This window comes from Streptomyces sp. NPDC110618 (assembly GCF_055657065.1).
In genome coordinates, this window is record NZ_JBVKBN010000017.1 from 45,879 (window position 1) to 65,800 (window position 19,922).

The 19,922-nt window shown below is 73.0% G+C and carries 12 protein-coding genes; 7 read left to right on the top strand and 5 right to left on the bottom strand.

From position 1 onward, the window contains the following. Positions 1-43: 43 nt before the first annotated feature. From sigJ to fxsT, 5 genes are all read left to right on the top strand, one after another. Positions 44-997, top strand: a complete 954-nt coding sequence (gene sigJ, locus ACZ7L7_RS26395) for an RNA polymerase sigma factor SigJ (RefSeq protein ID WP_285512047.1) — start codon at positions 44-46, stop codon at positions 995-997. Beyond that, positions 994-2,466 carry a cytochrome bc1 complex cytochrome b subunit gene (qcrB, locus tag ACZ7L7_RS26400; RefSeq protein WP_285512046.1) on the top strand — a complete coding sequence of 491 codons (1,473 nt, stop codon included), beginning with the start codon at positions 994-996 and terminating at the stop codon, positions 2,464-2,466. Before sigJ ends, qcrB begins: the two co-directional genes overlap by 4 nt. Before the next feature lie 139 nt (positions 2,467-2,605). Continuing rightward, complete coding sequence (locus tag ACZ7L7_RS26405; RefSeq protein WP_471431817.1) at positions 2,606-4,054, top strand: VMAP-C domain-containing protein; 1,449 nt, start codon at positions 2,606-2,608, stop codon at positions 4,052-4,054. A gap of 32 nt (positions 4,055-4,086) precedes the next feature. After that, positions 4,087-5,025 (top strand): AAA family ATPase, encoded by a 939-nt coding sequence (locus ACZ7L7_RS26410; protein WP_472077441.1) that lies wholly within the window; start codon positions 4,087-4,089, stop codon positions 5,023-5,025. Continuing rightward, positions 5,022-8,816, top strand: coding sequence for an FxSxx-COOH system tetratricopeptide repeat protein (gene fxsT / locus ACZ7L7_RS26415; RefSeq protein ID WP_472077443.1), 3,795 nt, complete (start codon positions 5,022-5,024; stop codon positions 8,814-8,816). The genes ACZ7L7_RS26410 and fxsT overlap by 4 nt, the downstream gene beginning before the upstream one ends. Here the strand turns inward: fxsT and ACZ7L7_RS26420 are convergent. From ACZ7L7_RS26420 to ACZ7L7_RS26435, 4 genes are all read right to left on the bottom strand, one after another. Continuing rightward, positions 8,759-10,639: an HEXXH motif domain-containing protein gene (locus tag ACZ7L7_RS26420; protein ID WP_285512042.1), complete on the bottom strand. Its 1,881-nt coding sequence runs from the start codon at positions 10,637-10,639 to the stop codon at positions 8,759-8,761. The genes fxsT and ACZ7L7_RS26420 overlap by 58 nt on opposite strands. A gap of 14 nt (positions 10,640-10,653) precedes the next feature. Next, entirely contained in the window at positions 10,654-10,836 is a 183-nt protein-coding gene (locus tag ACZ7L7_RS26425; RefSeq protein WP_285512041.1) for a hypothetical protein, read from the bottom strand. 202 nt (positions 10,837-11,038) lie between these two features. Beyond that, a complete protein-coding gene (locus ACZ7L7_RS26430) occupies positions 11,039-12,175 on the bottom strand; it encodes an effector-associated domain 2-containing protein (protein WP_453604788.1) in 1,137 nt (378 codons plus the stop codon). 34 nt (positions 12,176-12,209) lie between these two features. Next, the gene (locus tag ACZ7L7_RS26435; protein ID WP_472077446.1) at positions 12,210-14,453 is read right to left on the bottom strand and encodes a glycoside hydrolase family 9 protein; all 2,244 of its coding nucleotides are present in this window, start codon (positions 14,451-14,453) and stop codon (positions 12,210-12,212) included. A 370-nt stretch (positions 14,454-14,823) separates the two neighbouring features. Between ACZ7L7_RS26435 and ACZ7L7_RS26440 the strand changes: the two genes are divergently transcribed. Further along, positions 14,824-17,196, top strand: a complete 2,373-nt coding sequence (locus tag ACZ7L7_RS26440) for a SpoIIE family protein phosphatase (protein WP_471593088.1) — start codon at positions 14,824-14,826, stop codon at positions 17,194-17,196. Positions 17,197-17,267: 71 nt separating this feature from the next. Beyond that, on the top strand, positions 17,268-17,819 hold the full coding sequence (locus ACZ7L7_RS26445; protein WP_285512037.1) for a DUF4232 domain-containing protein: 552 nt from the start codon (positions 17,268-17,270) through the stop codon (positions 17,817-17,819). Between the two features lie 52 nt (positions 17,820-17,871). Here the strand turns inward: ACZ7L7_RS26445 and ACZ7L7_RS26450 are convergent, their stop codons facing one another. Then, a complete protein-coding gene (locus ACZ7L7_RS26450; protein ID WP_453604782.1) occupies positions 17,872-19,686 on the bottom strand; it encodes a ricin-type beta-trefoil lectin domain protein in 1,815 nt (604 codons plus the stop codon). Between the last annotated feature and the right edge of the window lie 236 nt (positions 19,687-19,922).

Consider the following 19,922-nt stretch of genomic DNA (forward strand, 5'->3'; position numbering starts at 1 on the left):
TCGAAGGCTCCCAGTGGTGAGCGCACCGCTGCGGAGGCCCCGAATGTCCGAGACATCCCTGCCCGAGACCGGCGACCGGTTGGACCGGGCGACCGGTGTCTTCGTCGCCCATCGCGAGCTGCTGTTCGGCGTCGTCTACAACGTGCTGGGCAGCGTCGTCGACACCGAGGACGTCCTCCAGGAGACCTGGCTGTCCTGGACGGCCCGCGGTGGCGGCGGCCAGCCGCCGGACGTCGCCAACCCGCGGGCGTACCTCGTCCGCGTCGCCGTCAACCACGCGCTGCGCCGACGCGCCACGATCACCCGCCGCCAGGAGACCTACGTCGGCCCCTGGCTGCCGGAGCCGCTGGTCTCCACCGACGAGGGCGCGGACGAGACGGCCCTGCGCGCCGAGTCGGTGTCGTTGGCGCTGCTGGTGGTGCTGGAGTCGCTGTCCCCGCTGGAGCGCGCGGTGTTCGTCCTGCACGAGGTGTTCGGCTACCCGCACACCGAGATCGCGGACATCCTGGACCGCACCCCCGCTGCCGTACGGCAGCTCGCACGGCGCGCCCGCGCCCATGTGCACGCGCGGCGGCCGGCGTACGAGGCGCATCCGCGGGTGCGCCGGGAGGCCACGGAACGGTTCGTCCGGGCGGCGCTCGGCGGGGACATCGCCGCGCTGCTGGAGATCCTCGCGCCGGACGTCACGGTGTGGTCGGACGGCGGCGGCAACCGCAGCGGGGCCGGGCTGCGCCCGGTGCACGGCCGGGACAAGGTGGCCCGACTGCTGACCGGCCATGTCACCCGGCACGGTGTGGGCGACCTGGACGTGACGTTCCGGCGGGTCAACGGCGACGAGGCGGCGGTGCTGTTCCAGGGCGAGGAGCCGTTCGCGGTGATGGTCATGGACCTCACCCCGGAGGGCGACCGGGTCTCGGGCATCTACATCGTCAGCAACCCCGAGAAGCTCACCCGGGTCGAACGCGGCGACGACGAAGAGGAAGGACTTGGGTCATGACGGAGGCGTCCGGGGGCGAACGGGTCGCCGACTGGTTCGACGGCCGCCTCGGCATCCACGCGCTGGGGCGCAAGTACCTGCGCAAGGTGTTCCCGGACCACTGGTCGTTCCTGCTGGGCGAGATCTGCCTGTACAGCTTCGTGGTGCTGATCCTGACCGGCGTCTGGCTCACCCTCTTCTTCCACCCGTCGATGAACGAGGTGACGTACCAGGGCAGTTACGTCCCCCTCAACGGCGTGCGGATGACCGAGGCGTACGCCTCCACCCTCGACATCAGCTTCGACGTGCGCGGCGGTCTGCTCATCCGGCAACTGCACCACTGGGCGGCGCTGGTGTTCGTCGCCGGGATGCTGACGCACATGATGCGGCACTTCTTCACCGGGTCGTACCGCAAACCCCGGGAGATCAACTGGCTGTTCGGCTGGCTGCTGCTCCTTCTCGGCCTGTTCGAGGGCCTGTTCGGCTACTCGCTCCCGGACGATCTGCTCTCCGGCACGGGCCTGCGGTTCGTCAACGGGGCGCTGCTGTCCGTACCGATCGTGGGCACGTACCTCTCGATGTTCCTGTTCGGCGGGGAGTTCCCCGGCGAGGACGTCGTGGCGCGCTTCTACGCGCTGCACATCCTGGTGATCCCGGGCGTCATGGCGGTTCTCGTCGTCGCCCATGTGCTGCTGGTCGTCTACCACAAGCACACCCAGTTCGCGGGTCCCGGCCGCAGCGAACGCAACGTCGTGGGCGCCCCGTTCCTGCCCGTGTACCTGGCGAAGGCGGGCGGCTTCTTCTTCCTGGTCTTCGGCACCCTCACCCTGCTCGCCGCGGTCGCCACGATCAACCCGGTCTGGGCGTACGGCCCCTTCCGCGCCGACCAGGTCTCCACGGGCGCCCAGCCCGACTGGTACCTGGGCTTCGCGGAGGGCCTGGTGCGGGTGATGCCGGGCTGGGAGATCACGCTGTGGGGCCACACCCTGGTCCTGGGTGTCCTGATCCCGATCGTCGTCTTCCCCCTGCTCCTGGTCCTGATCGGCGCGTACCCCTTCGTGGAGTCCTGGGTGACCGGCGACCGACGCGAGCACCACCTGCTCGACCGCCCCCGCAACCACCCGGTGCGCACCGGCCTCGGCGCGGCCTGGATCGCCCTCTACCTGATCCTGCTGGCGGGCGGCGGCAACGACATCGTGGCGACCCGGCTCCACCTGTCCATCAACACGGTGACCTGGACCATCCGCGTCGCCGTCTTCGTCGTCCCCGTCCTGGTCTACGTCCTCACCCGCCGCATCTGCCTGGGCCTGCAACTGCGCGACCGTGAACTGGTCGCCCACGGCCGTGAGACCGGCATCGTCAAACGCCTCCCGCACGGCGAGTACGCAGAGATCCACGAGCCCCTCGACCGGGGCCGCCTCCACACACTGACGGCGCACGAACGGCCTGGGGAGTTCGTCGAACACGAGTCCCGGGCGGAGATCCCCTAGCACACGCCCGCCCTGTCCGCCGATCCCCTTCCGTCGGCGACCGTGGCCCCTAATCTTGTGTCACCGGCGGTACCAACGGGGGTCGTCGGGCAGGGCGAGGGAGCGCGCCCCGGGACGGGGGCGCCGGAGGGGGGCCTCCTTGCGCGAGGAGATCGAGGACCGGATACGGCGCGTTTCCGTGGACGTCCTGGTCGGCTGGGACGGTGCGCGGGCGCCCGAGGACCGGGAGCAGTTCCTGGATCTGGTGCTCGACCGGCTCGGGCGGGGCGGTCAGCTCCCCCGGCACTCGGTACCGCGCAGTCAGTGGGTGGCCCTGCTCAGGCTCTGTATGAAGAACGCACCGGACGGCCTGTCCTGCCTCGCCGCCACGGTGGATCTGCTGGACCCCGACTCGGCGGAAGCGCTGCAGATGTTCCGGCTCGGTGACGAGTGGCGGGCCGTACGCAGCCTGCCGCCCGAGTACCCCGATGTCTGGGAGCTGCTGACGCGTTCCCTGGAACCCCTGCCGCTGCCCGCCGACCAACGGCGGCGGCTGCTGTCCCTGGCGACCGAGAGCCGATTGACCGACCCGCCCCCGCACTCCACCACTCCCTGGTCGGACTTCCTGTACCTGGTGGGGCAGAACTCCGCGCCGGAACGGGTGCCGCCGTGGATGGCCTACCTGGACAAGACGGCCGACTGGCTCCCGGACGCGGGGGCGTCCCAGGAGATCCGGGCGCTCAACCGACGGCGAGCGGCGCGCTGGGGCATCGCGCAGACCCTCGACCGCCTGCGCTACACGCGCGGCGCGGACCGGCAGCCCGCCACCCATGACGAGCACCTGGCCATCCGGATCATGCCCGCGCCGTTCGACGAGGGCCACTACACGGTGTCGTACTGGTTCCACTCCGACGCTCGGGGGCCGGACTTCGAGGGCCGCCGGGACAGCGCGGTGATCCCCTTCGACGATCTCCAGCGCAGCGTCAGCGAGGTGATCTGCGAGGTGGAGCGCGCCGAGGGGGACAGACCCGGGCAGCTTCGGCTGGAGTTCGTACTGCCCCTGGAACTGATCAACCTGCCGGTGGAGTCCTGGCCGTTGGACGCTGCCGAGGACCCGCATCTGCCGCTCGGCATGACCTACCCGGCGGTGGTGATCCGCAGCCTGGAGCGGCTGCTCGACCAGAGCTGGCACGGCAGATGGCGGCTGCGCTGGCAGAGGCTGCGGCAGGAACCGGCGGCCGGTTCCGTCTACATGGGCATCCCCGGCGCCAACGGCCGGCACCCGGGCCTGCCCGGACTGCTGGACGAGGAGCATGTCGCCGCCGTGCTCAGCGAACCCCCGGAGGAGGGCCGCCCGCACGGCCGCAAGGAGTTCAAGACCGCGCTCCGCATGGGCTATCCGGTGGTCGTCTGGCATCGCACCAGTGAGTCCACGACGGAGTTCCGGCAGGTGATCAGCGAGCTGTTCGCCGGTGGCTTCGCCGACCTGCTGCCGCGCATCACCCGCTTCCGGCGGCAGGCCGCCGCGCTCGGCGCGGGTACGCCGGAGCACCACATAGGCCGGCATCTGGCGGTGCTGTGGGACGACCCCGACCGCAAACCGCTGTGACCGTGACATCACCGCGCAGGGAGGACACGTCCATGGACACTTGGTGGCTGTACCGGGGCACGGGCATCCCGCTCGACCCGGTCGAGCGGGACCGCCGCTGGCCCGCACCGCCGCCCTGGCGCGCCTACGCCGGTCACCCGCCGGACGAGCCCCCGGCACCGGCCCGGGACGACACGGCCGCCCGGGTCCTCGGTCCGCCGGGCACGCCCAGGACCCCGGCCCCCGAGGAGGTGGCCCGGGTCAACACGGCGCTGCGGCTGCGCCGACCGCTGCTCGTCGGCGGTGAACCGGGCGTGGGCAAGTCGGCGCTGGCCCACCGGATCGCCCGGGAGCTCGGCCTGGGCTCGGTACTGCGCTGGCCGGTGACGGGCGGCAGCACGCTCGCCGAGGCCCTGTACGCAGAGACGGCGCCCGGACGGGTGCGCCTGGGTCCGCTCGGCACGGCGCTGCTCCCGCGCCGATTACCCCGCGTCGTCCTCGTCGACGATCTGGACCGGGGCGGCTTCGACCTCCCCGACGAACTGCTGGCGGTGCTGCACGACGGGGAGTTCACTGTCCCCGGCCTCCTCGGCTCCGGCAGTGCCACGGTGCACACCTGCGAGCCGGGCGGCACGGCGGCGCTCCGCGACGGGCTTGTGCGCTGCCGGGAGCTGCCCGTCGTCGTCGCCACGACCGGCGGGGAGCGTGAGCTGCCGCCCGCGTTCGTGCGGGCCTGCGTCCGGCTGGAGCTGCCGCCGCCGACCCGGGAGCGGCTGGCCGAGCTGGCGAGGTCCCGCTTCCCGGCCGTTGCCGACGACGTGCTCGAACCGCTCCTCGACCGGGCGGCCGCGGAACCGGCGTCGGCCCAACAGCTCCTGGACGTGCTGCACTTGGTGGCCACGGGTGCCCTGGCCGCGATCCGGGAACGTGACGGGGAAGGGAGCGCGGCCCTGGACACCCTCTGGAGCTGGGCCGCCATGGAGGGGTCATGACAAGCCTCGACGCGGGCGACCCGGTCACGCGCTGGTCGGACATCACCGACCCGCACGGCGTGGTGCGGGCCCTCGGCGGACTGCGCGGGCGCGGCCCGCGCCGGGGCTGGGACATGCTCGTCGCGGTGGACCCGGACCCCGGGATGGCCATCTGGCAGGACACGGTCGTGGAGTTCACCGAACTGCTGCGGCGCGCACGCGTCTTCCGCCGGGTGGACCGCCGCCGTCTCGGACCGCTGCCGCCCGCCGGCGGCTGCGCCGACCGGCTGACGCTCGTGGTCACCGACGGCAACGCGCCCCCCTGGCGCTCCGGCGCCCGGTCCCGGATCCTGCACCGGTGGGCGGGCGCGGGACCGGTGGCCGTGGTGCATCTGCTGCCCCACCACGCCTGGCCCGAGACCGGCGTACCGACCTGGCCGCTGTCGCTTCGCTCCGCGGGACCCGGCGCGCCGAACCGCGCCCACGGCACCGGCCCGCGCCACCTCAGCCTCGGCGCGCCCGACGAGGGCGGCCCCGCCCTCCCGGTGCCGGTCCTGGAGCCGGCACCGCGCAGCCTGCGCTCCTGGGTACGGCTGGTCACGGGCGCCCGGGGCACCCGGGCCCGGCTGCCGCTGACGTTCGCCACCCCGTGCCCCGAACCCGCGCCGCCCCCGGGCCCCGAGCCCCGGCCCGCCGAACGCGTCGCCGCGTTCCGCCGGTCCGTCACGCCCGACGTACTCGCCGTCGCCACCCTGCTCGCCGCCGTGCCCCTCGCGGTGCCGGTGATCAGACATGTGCTCGCCCGGCTGCGCCCCGAGGCACGGATCTTCGACTTCACCCAACTGCTCACCCACCGGCTGATCCGCCCGCGCACCGGACCGCCCCCGGCCGAAGGCCCGCCGCTCGCCTACGACTTCGCACCCGGTGTGCGCGGCGAACTGCTGGCCGCCGGACGCACCGAGGAACTCCGGCTGGTCGTCGACCTGGTCGGGGAGGCGCTCGGGGAATACGCGCGCGGACGCTGGCAGGTGCCCGCGCTGCTGACAGGCGCGGAGTCGTTCATTCCGCTGAGGCCCGGCGCGGAGGCCCGCGCCTGGGCGGAACCCCAGATCGCCGTACTGCACGCCGTATCCGGCCCGCACGCCGCCCAGGCGCGGGCGCTGGAGCAACTGACCGCCGAGCCCCGGCCGCCCGACACCCCGGCCTGCGGCCCGTCCCCTTCGTACCTGCGGAAGCAGGAGGACCTGGTGAACCAGCCGACCAAGCAGCCGCGCACCGACGTCCCGTCCGGTGCGGCCCCGACGACCGAACGGCGGGGCAACAGCAGCCCGGCCGTGTGGGGCCACGTACCGCCGCGCAACCCGAACTTCACCGGCCGGGCCGAGCTGCTCGACGCCCTGCACCGCAGGCTGCGCAAGGAGAAGGCGACGGCCGTCCTCCCCAACGCCCTGCACGGCATGGGGGGCGTCGGCAAGTCGATGCTCGCCGTGGAGTACGTCTACCGGCATCTCGCGGAGTACGACGTCGTCTGGTGGATCTCCGCCGAGCGCACCGCCCAGATCGCGCTGTCCCTGGTGGAGTTGGCCCCCCATCTCGGTCTGGAGGCCGGGAACGAGGCGTCCTGGTCGGTGGCGGCGGTGCTGGAGGCGCTGCGCCGCGGGGAGCCGTACGCCAACTGGCTGCTGGTCTTCGACAACGCCGACAGCCCGGAGGCGGTGCGCCCCTACTTCCCGCTCGGCGGGCCGGGGAACATCCTCGTCACCTCCCGCAATCCGCAGTGGGCGAGCGTGGCCAAGCCGCTGGAGGTGAACGTCTTCCAGCGCGAGGAGAGCGTGGAGCTGCTGCGGCGGCGTGGGCCGGACATCACCGACGACGAGGCCGACCGGCTCGCGACCGCGCTCGGCGATCTCCCGCTGGCCCTCGAACAGGCCGCCGCCTGGCGGGCGGAGACCGGGATGCCGGCGGACGAATACCTGCGCCTGCTGGAGGAGAAGCAGGTGGACCTGCTGGGTCTTGCGCCGCCGCTCGACTACCAACTGCCGGTCATCGCCGCCTGGAACGTGTCCCTGGACCAGTTGGAGACGCGGAACCCGGCCGCCATGCAACTGCTGCAACTGTGCGCGTTCTGCGCGCCGGAGTCGATCTCGCGCAATCTGTTCTCGGGGCTGCCGGGCGCCTCGATCACCCCCGAACTCGACCTGGTGCTGCGCGATCCGATCCGCCTCGGCCAGGCCATCCGGGAGATCGGCCGCTACTCCCTGGCCCGCTTCGACTTCCGCGCCAACTCCCTCCAGATGCACCGGCTCGTGCAGACGGCCCTGATCGCCCGGATGACGGAGTCCGAGCAGGAACGCATCCGCAACGGCATCCACCTGCTGCTGGCCGCCAACGATCCCCGGGACCCGTACAACGCCAACCAGTGGCCGCGCTACGGCGAGCTGTACCCGCATCTGGTCGTCTCCGAGGCGGTCGGCTCCACCAACCCGTACGTGCGCACACTCATCATCAACGAGGTGCGGTACTTACTGCGTTGGGGCAACTACGAGGCCGCGCTCCACCTGTCCGAGTCCGCCTACGAGGCCTGGCGCCGGGGCGACGGGGAGGACGACCCCACGACGCTGGAGCTGTCCAAGTGGATGGGCGCGGTGCTGCTGAGCATGGGCCGCTATGCCGAGGCGTCCGCCGTCAACGACCGGGTGCTGGAGGCGTACCGGCGCACCGTCGGCGAGGACCACGAGGACACCCTGGACGCCCTCGGCAACGTGGCCATCGACAAGCGGGTACAGGGCGACTTCGGCGCCGCCCTGGAGCTGTCGGAGTCGGTGCACGAGCGCTATCTGCGCCAGCTCGGCGAGGAGGACCCCGAGACCTTGCGCGCGGCGCACAACCTGGGGGTCAGCCTCCGGCTCGCGGGGCAGTTCGCGCGGGCGCGCCGACTGGACGCGCGGACCTGGCACAGCAAGCAGCAGATGTACGGGCAGGATCATGTGCTGAGCCTGGTGACCTGGCTCAGCCTGATCCTGGACGACCGTGAACTGGGCGACTACCACGCGGCGTTGACCCATCAGCGGGACCTCACCGACCGGTGCGAGCGGCTGCTCGGGCAGGTCAACCCCTTCACTCTGTCGAACCACCGCCACCTGGCGGTGGCCCTGCGCAAGGCCGGCCGGCACGAGGAGGCGCGGGAGACCGCCGAGCAGGCGCAGGACGCGCTCGTCGCCCGGTACGGCGCGAACAATCCGGGGTCCATGGCCTCGACGCTGGAGCTGTCCATCGACCTCCGGCACGCGGGTGAACTGACCACCGCGCGGGAGCTGGGCACCCGTATCCACGTCCAGTACGCCGAGACGTACGGCAGCACCCATCCGCACACCCTGTCGGCCGAGGTGGATCTCGCCGTGACGCTGCGGCACATGGGTGCGACGGAGGCCGCCCGGGCCATCGACGAACAGGCCCTGGGCGCCTTCCACCGGGCGCTCGGCGAGCGCCACCCCTCGTCGCTGGTCTGTGCCACGAACCTGGCCAGTGACCTCTACGCCCTCGGCGAGTACGCGGCGGCCCGGGAGCTGGACGAACGGACTCTCGCGCTCTCCACCGACGTGCTGGGCGCGGACCATCCCTCCACGCTGGCCTGCGCGGCGAACCTCCCGCTGGACCTACGGGCCCTCGGCGAGCACGAGGAGGCGGAGCGGCTGCACACCGCTACGGCGGAACGGCTGAACCGGGTGCTGGGAGCGGACCATCCGGCGGTGCGTCAGGCCGTGGACTGGGAGACCCGGGCGGACTGCGACATAGACCCGCTCCCCCTGTAGGCGTCCTCGGCCCCGGCCAGCCAGCGGGTCAGCTCCGCCGGGTGCGGCGGCCGTCCGGTCCTACGGGTCACCGTCCGGGAGACGGCACGCAGCAGTTCGGGGCGTTCGGCGCCGAGGAGGAGGCTCAGGCCGCCCCAGGAGGCCGGGCGTGTCGTGTCCTCGGCGTACCGGCGGGCCGCCTCGGTCAGGTCGCCCGCCACGTGGGCCACGTCGGCGGGAGTGACGCCGTTCGGGCGGGGGCCGCCGTCGGCGGCCTCCGCGAAGGCGGGCGGGTCGGTGATGCGCAGGCGGACCAGATGGGCGTAGGCGTCGATGCGGCAGCCGCCGGGATCGATGACGACGCTCCCGGGCTCCTCGGCCGCCGGGCGGGGCGGCGGGGTGCCGTGCAGCCAGGAGTCGGCGGTGGCCCGGACGGCCGACTCGTCCGGCACCAGGTGGTGGGCGCGCCAGGCGGCACGGTGGTGGGCCGCGGCCTGCTCGGCGAGGCTCAGTGTCGACTCGGGCACCCGGTCCGACTCCCAGGACCGCAGGTCCGCGAGCAGGCCGCGCACCAGCAGGCGGCCGGTGTCGGTGAGCGCGGGGTGAGGGTGCAGGAGTTCGAGCGTGGCGCGGGACTCGCGCCGCCACAGGGCGTACTCGAAGCGGGCGCGGTCGCGGGCGCTGCCGTGATCCCGCTCGGCGCGGGTCCGCCAGAACCGGGCGACGCCGGAGAAGGCGAAGGCGCCGTGGACGACCCCGGTCAGGGGCCGGGGGTCGTCCCGCCAGGGCGCCCGGAAGACGTCGGGGCAGTCCTCGGCCAGCAGGGTGAGGTGCATCAGCCCGTTGAGCAGGGTGTGCCGGAACTCGTGGACGAGGGTGACCGCGAGTTCCGCCGTGGCCTCGTCGTCCGGGATGTGCGGGTGCTGCGCGGACATGGTCACGCAGCCGAAGGCCTCGGAGGCGGAGGCGCTGCGCGGCCGGAAGCGGTCGGCGGGCGGCAGCGGCACGAGGGAGAACAGTCCCGCGCTCAGGGCCTCGGCGCTGTCCCGGTGGTCGTCGACCAGCATCGCCCACGCCCGTTCGAGGCCGCGCCGCCAGTGCCGTAGAGCCGTTTCGTCCAGGCGTTCGGGGGCGGCGGTGCCCGCGATGACGGGGTAGCGGGCCAGGTCGTCGAAGGTGAGGTCGAGGGTGAGTCCCCGGTGGCTCAGGGTCAGTTGGCGCAGGCCGCACCAGTGGGGCGCGTCCTCGGCGGCGTGCGCCGGTACGTCCACGACCGCGCCCTTGGTGCTGATGCGGGTGACGCCGTCCTGTCGGTGGACCTCGGCCGTCGTCCACGGCTCGGGGATGTCCAGGTGCGCCCGGCCGAGTCCGGGGAGGAGCACCGCTCCGCCGACTGCCGGGACCCGGATCCGGAAGCCGAGTCCGGCGCGTACGGCCGCGGCGGCGGCCAGCGCGTGCAACTGGCCCACTTCGCACCAGAGCGGTCCGTCGGCCTCCTGCGAGCCGCGCAGTCGGCGCAGCGCCTGGGCCGCCCACAGCCCGGTCTGCGGGTCCATCAGCAACCGGTGCACGGCCTCGGGGTTCTCGCGCTGGGAGCGGGCCAGCAGGTCCCAGGCGGCGCGCGCGGGTGGGAGGGGGCCGGTCCCGGCGGGGCGGGAGGACACCTCGTCGACCAGGGCGCGCAGGAGGAGCAGGCGTCGGCTGTACTCGGCGTCCAGCAGGGCCCGGGTCGCCCTCGGCGACTCCCCGGCGGAGCACAGCTCGGCGAGGGTGCGTTCGTCGAGGCGGTGGGGGCGCAGGGCGCTGTTTCCGGAGCCCTCGGAGGCCGCGTCCGAAGCGTGCACGAACACGTCCTTCCTCAGCTGGGCTCGCTGCCGCCCCGGGTACTGAACGGCCGGTCGACACCGGCGAGCAGCGTGTCCATCGCGGGCCGCAGCGCGGCGTGCCCGACCTCGGGAAGTTCGTCCAGCGACAGGTGGGAAAGGCGCGGGAGCCAGGACTCGACGCTCGCGGACTCCGCCGCATCACGGGACTCGTACATGGCTCCCGATCCTAAGGTACGTGGAAGGCTGCTACGGCCCTATCGGCCCCCGGACAGGCAGACGCGTCACGCCCCGGCTTCCCCCAGACAGGCAGACGCCTTACGCCCCCGCGTCCCCCGAACCGGCAGACGCCTCACGCCCCCGCGTCCCCCGAACCGGCAGACGCCTCACGCCCCCGCGTCCCCCGAACCGGCAGACGCCTCACGCCCCCGCGTCCCCCAACAACCGATGCGCCCTCTCCGCCTCGGCACTCCCCCCGGCGCACAGGAGCACCGCCTCGCCCAACTCGCGCAGTGCTCCGGGGCGTCGGGCGCAGGTGCGCAGAATGCTGATGGCGTCGAGGCGGGGACGGGCATGGCGGGGAATGGCGGCCCGGACGCCTATGCGGAGCAGGCCGAGGATCTCCTCGCGGCCCTGGGGCTCCACGAACTCGCCCACCGCCAGGAGGGCGTCGGTGAGGGTGCGCAGGCGTTCGGGGGTGAGGTCGGGGGACGGGGCGGCGCCGTCCGGTTCGGGGCTGCCCCTGGACAGCAGTTGGCCCTCGTCGCCGTCCCAGGTGCGGGACCAGACGTAGGTGGGGGTCTGGGCCGCCAGGCCGTCGGCGCGCAGGCGGGTGAAGCGGTCGCGCAGGCGGTCCATGAGCAGGGCGGGGTCCGGGGGCCAGCCCTTGGACACCTCCGGGTCGGATGTGAGGACGTCCAGAGCCTCGCGGCTGAACAGGCCGGTGCGCGTGCCGGAGAGGTTGCGCGCGGCCTCGCCGGGGCGAGTGGCGAACAGGACCGCCTGGTCGCGGGCGGTGCGCGGCATGGGGGTGCCGTAGTCCTCGCGGGGCAGGTTGCGCCGGGCCCGCCAGGGGTTGTGGAGCTGCTGGCAGGCGTCGACCAGCCAGATCTGCCGGGGGTGGCGGGGAGCAGCCCGGTAGTGGGCCAGCAGGGCGTCGAAGTCCAGGTTGAGGGGGTCCTGTTCGGTGGCGTCCGCGTAGAAGAGCCGCCGTCTGCCCTCGGGGTCCACGACGCCGTGACCGCCCCACACCACCCACAGCAGTTCGCTCTCCTCCGCCCCGAGCGTGCGCAGCAGGGTGCGGTGCACGCCGGCCCGGTCCGCGCCGAGGACCAGGTACGGCACCCCGGGCAGCGCGTCGGCCCGGCCGGGCGGGGCGGAGAGCAGGGCGGTGATGCGCTCGGGCGGCACTCCGCGGTCGAGGAACCAGTCCGCGAACCGCAGCGCGTCGGACACCGGGCCGTCCAGGGCCCAGTGCGCGCCCGCCTCGTAGGCGTCCAGGCCCACGACCACGACGCTGGTCCGGCGGGGATCTGCTTGCGGCAAGGGCGAGTTCATGGGCCCAGTGTGCCGCCCGAGCGGGCTCAGCGCGTCATCCTTGGTCCGCCACGAAGGAGGCGAGCCTGGTGAGTGCCGAGTTCCAGTTGATCGTGTGCTCGTTGGTCGACCAGGACTGGATGTCGTCGATGTAGCAGAACTGGCCGACGCAGCCCTGGAGTTTGCTCTGTGCGTAGGGGTCCTGGATGCTGGAGTTGGGCCCGCCGGCCAGGGTTCCGCGGGGCGGGTTGGGCTGGTTCGGGTCGAGCTGGTGGGCGTACCACCGCGCGTGCTGGTTCTGCGCGCTGACCTCGCCGTAGCCCGTGACGTAGGAGATGTTCAGGGCGTTGCGGCCGAGCAGGTAGTCGATGCTCTGCACCGCGCCGTCCCGGTACTTGGCGGCTCCGGTGAGGTCGTGGGCGGTGGCGATGACGACGGCGTTGTGCGCGATCTGGTGGTTGGAGCCCCAGTCGTAGAGGTTGTCCACCGGGGCGTAGGGCATGCCGTAGGGGTGTGACTTGAGGGTGGCCAGGTAGCCGTCGGCGCCCTTGATCACGGACTTGCGGACCTTGTCGCGGCCGGGGAGCCGGTTCGGCACGGTGGCGAGGTCGAGGCGGGCCGCCGCCGCGGTGCGGGCCCAGTCGTAGCCGAGGGGGCCGAAGATGTCGGCGGTGTGCACCGGGGAGTTGAGGACCCGGTCGGCGAACTCCTTCTCGCCGGTGGTGAGATACAGCTCGGCCGCCGCCCAGTAGAACTCGTCCGTGACGTTGTTGTCGGCGTAGGTGCCGCCGCCGATGCCGTCGCTCTCGGAGGCGTAGCGGTCGGGGTGGGCCAGCGCCGCCGCCCACGCCTTGCGGGCCGCCGCCAGGGCCTTCGCGGCGAACTGACGGTCGTACGGCTTGTACAGGCGGGCCGCCTGGGCCGCCGTCGCCGCCAGGTTCAGGGTCGCGGCGGTGGACGGCGGGTGCAGTTCACGCTTCTGCGGGTCGTCGCTCGGCAGCAGGGGCAGACCGGTCCACTGCTCGTCGTGGATCTTGTGGTGCGCCATCCCGGCCAGCGGCTGTCCCTCGGGCACCTGCATCTTCAGCAGGAACTCCAGTTCCCAGCGGACCTCGTCGAGGAGATCCGGCACCCGGTTGCCGCTCTCGGGGATGGCGAGGGTCCGGTCGGCGAAGGCCGCCGGGTCGCCGCTGCGGGCGTGCAGGGCGCGCTCGTAGGTGCTGAGCAACTCCCATACGGAGATACCACCGTTGACGACGTACTTGCCGTGGTCCCCGGCGTCGTACCAGCCGCCGGTGACGTCGAGGGTGTAGTCGCAGACCCCCGGCTGGCAGGGCACCGCGCCGTCGCCCTTGTTGGGTGCCACGTCGACGTGGCCGGCGGGGCGGGCGTAGCCGGGCCGCAGGTCGTCCCGGATGGCGATGCCGCTGCGCTGGGTGTAGTAGTACTTCGCCGCGTCCAGGCGGAGTTGTTCGTAGGCGTCCGCGTCGATGTCGAAGGGGCGGCTGGTCTCGCCGTCGACGGTCAGGGTGAGTCCGCTGCCGCGCTTGCGGTAGGAGCCGAAGTCGATGGAGTGGACGTTCTGCGCGGAGGACACGTCGGTGCCGCGCGGCACGGTCCAGCCGTGCGCCACCGTCTTCCCGCGTGCGTCGCGCAGTTGCCAGGGCAGTTTCCCGGTCGCGTCGGTGACGAGGGTGGCGTTCTTGGGTCCGGAGGGCAGGTAGGCGACCTGGTTGACGCGGACCCGGGGGCCGGTGTCCGGTTCGTACGGCTCGGGTGCCACCCCGCCCAGCAGGGACACGTCGTCCATGCAGAACCGCCAGTCGTCGGCGCTGCCGCCGACCTGGAAGGCGACCTGGCCCTGGGTGGTGTCGACGGGCGCGGTGAAGGTGTACGTGTAGTCGTTCCCGGAGACGCTCAGCTGCGGCGTCACCTCGAAGTAGGTGTCGTAGGGCGCCGCCGACAGGCCGACTATCGCGCGCACCACATGGCCCTCGGGCGCACCGTTGGCGCTGAAGGAGAAGCGGTACGACTCGCCCTCGACCAGTGTGATGTCGTTCTGTCCGACGGTGGCGTCCCAGCGGTTGGCGGTGCCGCCGGGGACGTCGGCGCAGAGCTGTCCGTCGGACAGTTCGGCGGTGACGTTGCTGGTGGTCCACCAGGGCTCGGTGGTGGTGTCGAAGGTGCCGTTCTTGAGCTGCTCGACCTCCTCGGCTCCGGCCTGCGCGGCGGGCAGCGCGGTGAGTCCCGTCGCCAGCAGGGCGGTCAGGGACAGCAGGGCGGTTCTGCGTCGTTTCACGTCTGGGCTCCTCGGGCGGAGTGCGGGTGACGCTCGCGTGGGAGCGCTCCCAGATGCGGACGCAAGACATGCTTGTGGCCCGTGTGACGCCGCGTCAACGGTCGGGACAGGACGAACTGTCGTCCGGGCGGAGCGGGTTGGTCGCGGCACGGGCACTCCCGCCTCCCCTCCGGGTGCGCGACACCTCCGCCATCACGCCGGGCGGGACATCGGAAAGCGCTTGCCCCCCTGATCCCACATCGGCCGGATTTCACCCTTGACTGTTCGACCGGCCGCACAACGGTTCCCCAGCCGTCCGGGGCCGGGAAGCACTAGGCTGGTAGCCACGTGACCACCGGTCACCGTGAGTGTCCGCGTTGGAGTGGCGACGATGACCCCGCACGACCCGTTCGACGACGCCGCGACGGCTCGGGCCGTCGTCGACGAGCACGGCACCCTGCTGGAGTGGAACGCGGGTGCCCGGCGTCTGCTGGGCTGGCCGGCCGACGCGGTCGTGGGTAGGCCCGTCGCGCGGCTGCTGGCCGACGGCGAGCTGCCCGTCCCGGCGGGCCCCCGCTGGGACGGCACGGTGCCGCTGCGCCACCAGGACGGCCACCGGGTACGCGTCTGGCTGCTCGCCCACCACCGGCCGCCCCGCGACGGCGCACCCGGCAGCTGGCTCGTGGTCACCCCGCTGGAGCCCACCGGCCCCGGGGACACCGACGATCCGCTGGCCACCGCCGGGCTCGACCAGTCCCCGTGCGCCATCGCCGTCTACGACGAGCGGCTGCGCTTGCGCCGCCTCAACCACGCCATGGCCCGGGTGATCGGGCTGCCCGAGGAGCGCATCCGGGGCCTGCGGGTCTCCGAGATCGGCGGCAAGGCGCAGAGCGAGGAGCTGGAGGCACAGATGGCGGGCGTACTGGCCACCGGCCGGTCCCGCGATGTGCAGACCTTCATGCGCGCCGGGGGCGAGGAGCGCGCGCACGCCTGGCTGGCCCGGATGGCGCCGGTCACGGACGCCGACGGCCGGGTGCGCGGGGTGTGCGTGGCCGCCCACGACTTCAGCGAGAGCCACCGTTCCCGGGAGCGGTTGCAGTTGGTCAACGAGGCGAGCGTGCGCATCGGCACCACCCTCGACGTCACCCGGACCGCACAGGAACTGGCCGATGTGTGCGTGCCCGCGCTGGCCGACTTCGTCAGCGTCGACCTGCTCGACCCGGACAGCGAGGGCACGGCCCCGTCGGTGAACATCACGGCGCCGGTGGGCCTGCGCCGGGCCGCACACCGGTCGATCACCCCCGGCTGCCCGGAGGCGGTGACCGAGCCGGGGCGCCTGGAGCTGTACCCGGCCGAGTCGCCGCATGCCTCCTCGCTGACGGCCGGGCGCACCGTCGTCGCCTCGGTGCACTCCGGCGACCTCGACGCCTGGCTGAGCCAGGACGTGGCGCGCAGCGCCTGGGTCAGGGAGTACGGCATGCACTCCACGATGTCCGTGCCGATCCGGGCGCGGGGTGTGACGCTCGGGGTCGCGGTGTTCACCCGGTGCCGCCGACCGGACCCGTTCACACCCGACGACGTGCTGCTGGCGGAGGACATCACAGCACGTGCGGCGGTCTGCGTCGACAACGCCCGCCGCTACTCAAGGGAGCGGGAGACCGCCCTCGCCCTCCAGCGCAGTCTGCTGCCGCGCGGGCTGCCGCGGACACCGGCCGTGGAGGCGGCCTCCCGGTATCTGCCGGCGACCCGGTTCGGCGTGGGCGGCGACTGGTTCGACCTGATCCCGCTGTCCGGGATGCGGGTCGCCCTGTGTGTCGGGGACGTCGTCGGGCACGGCATCCAGGCATCGGCGACCATGGGCCGGCTGCGCACCGCCGTACGCACCCTCGCCGACATCGACCTGGCCCCCGACGAACTGCTCACCCACCTCGACGACCTGGTGCTCAGGCTCTCCGAGGAGGCCGGGGACGGCAGGCCCGGCGAGGTCGGCGCGACCTGTCTGTACGCCGTGTACGACCCGGTGTCCCGCCGCTGCACCTTGGCGCGGGCGGGGCTGCCGTCGCCCATCGTGGTGCCGCCCGGGGGCGAGCCCCGGCCGATCGACCTGCCCGCCGGACCGCCCCTGGGGCTGGGCGGGCTGCCCTTCGAGTCGGCCGAGGTCGAACTGCCCGAGGGCAGCGTGCTGGCGTTCTTCACCGACGGTCTGATCGAGAACCGCGAACGCGACATCGACGCCAGCCATGCCCTGCTGCTGGAGTCGCTGGCCGCCCCCTCCGGCTCGCTGGAGGAGTCCTGCGACCGGATCCTGCACACGCTGCTGCCGCCCGGCGGGGTCGCGGACGACGTGGCGCTGCTGCTGGCCCGGACCCGGGGGCTGCCCGCCTCCCAGGTCGCCACCTGGGACATCCGCGCCGACCCGGCGCTGGTCGCGCCGATCCGCAAGCAGGTCGTGGATCAGCTCGCCACCTGGGGACTGAGCGACGCCTCGTTCACGGCCGAGCTGGTGGTGAGCGAACTGGTCACCAACGCCATCCGGTACGGCTCCAAGCCGATCCGGCTGCGGCTCATCCATGACCGGGCCACGCTGATCTGCGAGGTGTCGGACGCCAGTCACACCGCGCCGCATCTGCGCCGGGCGAAGACCTGGGACGAGGGCGGCCGGGGGCTGCTGCTGGTCGCCCAGCTCACCCAGCGCTGGGGCAGCCGCCACACCGCGACCGGCAAGACGATCTGGGCGGAGCTGGCCCTGCTGGACGAGGGCTGAACGGGCGTAGTACGCGGGGTTTCCCGCTGTCCTCGGCCCGACGCCCGGGGTCATGACGAACCCTCAGAAGCGTGCAGACCCTCTCCTCACACGTGCGCCGGGCCGCTCTGCGGGCGAGCGCCGTCGCCCTGCTCGGCCCGCTCCTGGCGTGCGGCACCGACGACGGCACCACGGCGACCGCTCGCCGCACCTCCCCGACCACCCCGTCCCACTGCCGCACCCCGGACCTGCGTGCCGAGGTCGGCCCGGTGGACCCGGGCGCCGGGCAGCGGAACTTCCCGATCGTGCTGACCAATACCTCGTCGCGTACCTGCACGTTGTACGGCTATCCGGGCGCCGCCTTCGTGGACGCGTCCGGCAGGCGGCTCGGTCCCGACCCGAGGCGCGCTCCCGGCTCACCGGCCCGGGTGACCCTGGCACCCGGCGACAGCGCCTGGGCGGGCCTGTCGTTCTCCAGCCCGGAGATCAGCGGGGCGCGCACGGAACGCCCGGCCGGGCTGCTGGTGACACCGCCGGACGAGCGCAGGCCCATCGAGGTGCCGTGGACGGCGGGCGCGGTGCCGGTGTCCGGGAACGCCTCGACGGTCCACGTGACGGTGTTCGCGGCGGGTTCAGGTCCCTGAGGATCCCCGAGGATCCCCGAAGACTCCGGATGGCTCCGGACGGCCCTGCGGGTCAGCGGCGGCCGCGGCCGTAGCCGTCGCCCCAGCCGTCGTCGTCACCCCAGTCGTCGTCCCAGTCGTCGTCCCAGGAGCACGCGTACGGGTCCGTGGCGCAGGGGTCCTCGGCCGAGGGCGTCGGTGTGGGCGAAGGCGTGGCCGTGGCCTTCGGGGACTTGGACGCCTTGGGGCTGGGCGTGGACTCGGGTGTCGGCGTCGGGGAACCGCTCTTGGGTTCGCCCCAGTTGACCGCCTCCATCTGGAGTTCGGGCTTGGAGGTGTCGATGACCCAGCGCTGGGCGCCGTCGTCCTTGCGGGTCTTCAGCACGAGCGCGCCGGAGCCGTCGGTGGCGGCGGGGCTGAGGGCGAGGTCCTGGTCCCAGCGCGGGACGAGGGTGCCCTGGAGCGTGAAGTCGTAACGGACCCGGCGGGTGTCGGTGCAGGGGGCGAGCCGTATCGAGTAGCCGAGCTTGGAGTCCAGGCACAGATCGGGCTCGGCCGCGCTGCGCAGCCGCCCGTCGGTCTCGTACACCCACTGCTGCTCGGCCCGTGCCGAGCATTCGGCGAGTTCGGTCTCGGCGCCCTTGACGACCTTGCCGCCGACGACGGCGACGCAGAGTCCGGAGGCGAGGTTGTGCAGCCGTCCGGTGAGCCTGCCCTTGGCCGCCTCCTTTGCCCCGGCCCAGGAGGGGCTGGGGGTGGGTGTGGCGCCGTCGGACCCGGCGGCGTCGGTCGGGCGGCTCGCCCCGGCCGGGGCGGTGCCGTCCTCGGAGCCCTTGGCGGACCAGAGCACCAGCGGTACGAGGACCAGGGTGCCGACCGTCACGACGGCCACCGTGAGATTGCGGCGCCGTACGGCACGCCGGGCGGCCTTGCGGGCCCTGCGGCTGCACGCGGGAACCGGGGCGTCGGCCGGGGGTGCCTGGGGCAGCGGGTCGGCGCCGAAGTCCTCCCCGACGAGGGGCGGTGCGGCTTCCTCCGGCACGCTCTCCTCGTCGGCGCTCAGGGCGCGGGACTCCACGTATGCGCGGGCGCCCCAGCCGAGTACCGCCTCGGCGAGCGCCAGGCCGAGGCCGTGGTTGAAGCAGTGCAGCTGGTCGGCGGTCTCCAGGCAGTGGCGGCAGCCCTCGAGGTGATCGCGCAGGTCGGGGTCGATGTCGACGCCGCCGCGCCGGTAGGTGACGTCGAGCAGCCGCAGATAGCGGCGGCACTCCTGGTCGGGGGCGAGTTCCTGGTGGACCTGGAGGCACTCCTCGCGCAACCGGTCGCGGGCGCGGCCGAGTTCGACGCGGGCGCCCTCCACGTCCAGGCCCAGCAGAGCCGCGGGTATGTCCAGGGGTTCGGCCTCGACCTCGGTGTGCCACAGCAGGCAGCGGGCCGACTGGGGCAGCCGCTGGAAGGCGCCGGACAGCAGCCTGCGGTGCGCGGGCGGGAGCAGCCGGGCGGTGGCGCGCTCGCCGTGCGCGGGGTCGGAGCGCAGCTCGGGGTGGAGGAGTTCACGCTGCTGGTCGGTGTCCCACTCCCCCGCGACACGCCGTACGGTCAGCAGGAGTTGGGGCCGCCACGCCGAGGTCGGCCCGTTCTGCCGCAGGGTCTGCCCGAAGAGCCGGGTGAAGGCCGCGGTGGTGAGCATGCCGGCGGCGCGGGCCGAGCTGGTGCACAGCCGTGCGTAGGCGAAGCCCGCCGCCCAGTGCCGGTCGAGGAGTTCGCCCACCGGCTGCAGCGCGGGCGACGCTCCGGTCCACTTCTTGAGTTCGGCGCTCAGCTGCGCGTCCGTCAATTCAATGGAGCGGGCGTTTCCTGCGGAATTCGGCGAGCCTGCGTCATGCACGGCGGCATTCCTCCGGAGGGCATGCGGCATTTGATGGTCCATACCAATGGGTATGCTCCGGGCGCGGCTCTGACCAAGCGTGCGACTCAAGGGAGCGAGGCACACCTTTGCACAGGTCAACGGCCTGGAACAAGACTTGCCGTCATTTTGCGCGAAGGGCACCCGGCGCGTCGAATTGAACTTCTGTCAGTAAAGACTCGTTCCCGTGCGGCCGGACGGGACAACGGTATTCAATA

What these genes read in the sequence shown, in the direction of transcription:
- qcrB (WP_285512046.1), top strand. Translation starts at nt 994, where the DNA reads ATGACGGAGGCGTCCGGGGGCGAACGGGTCGCCGACTGGTTCGACGGC.
- fxsT (WP_472077443.1), top strand. Translation starts at nt 5,022, where the DNA reads ATGACAAGCCTCGACGCGGGCGACCCGGTCACGCGCTGGTCGGACATC.
- ACZ7L7_RS26410 (WP_472077441.1), top strand. Translation starts at nt 4,087, where the DNA reads ATGGACACTTGGTGGCTGTACCGGGGCACGGGCATCCCGCTCGACCCG.
- sigJ (WP_285512047.1), top strand. Translation starts at nt 44, where the DNA reads ATGTCCGAGACATCCCTGCCCGAGACCGGCGACCGGTTGGACCGGGCG.
- ACZ7L7_RS26425 (WP_285512041.1), bottom strand. Translation starts at nt 10,836, where the DNA reads ATGTACGAGTCCCGTGATGCGGCGGAGTCCGCGAGCGTCGAGTCCTGG.
- ACZ7L7_RS26430 (WP_453604788.1), bottom strand. Translation starts at nt 12,175, where the DNA reads ATGAACTCGCCCTTGCCGCAAGCAGATCCCCGCCGGACCAGCGTCGTG.
- ACZ7L7_RS26440 (WP_471593088.1), top strand. Translation starts at nt 14,824, where the DNA reads ATGACCCCGCACGACCCGTTCGACGACGCCGCGACGGCTCGGGCCGTC.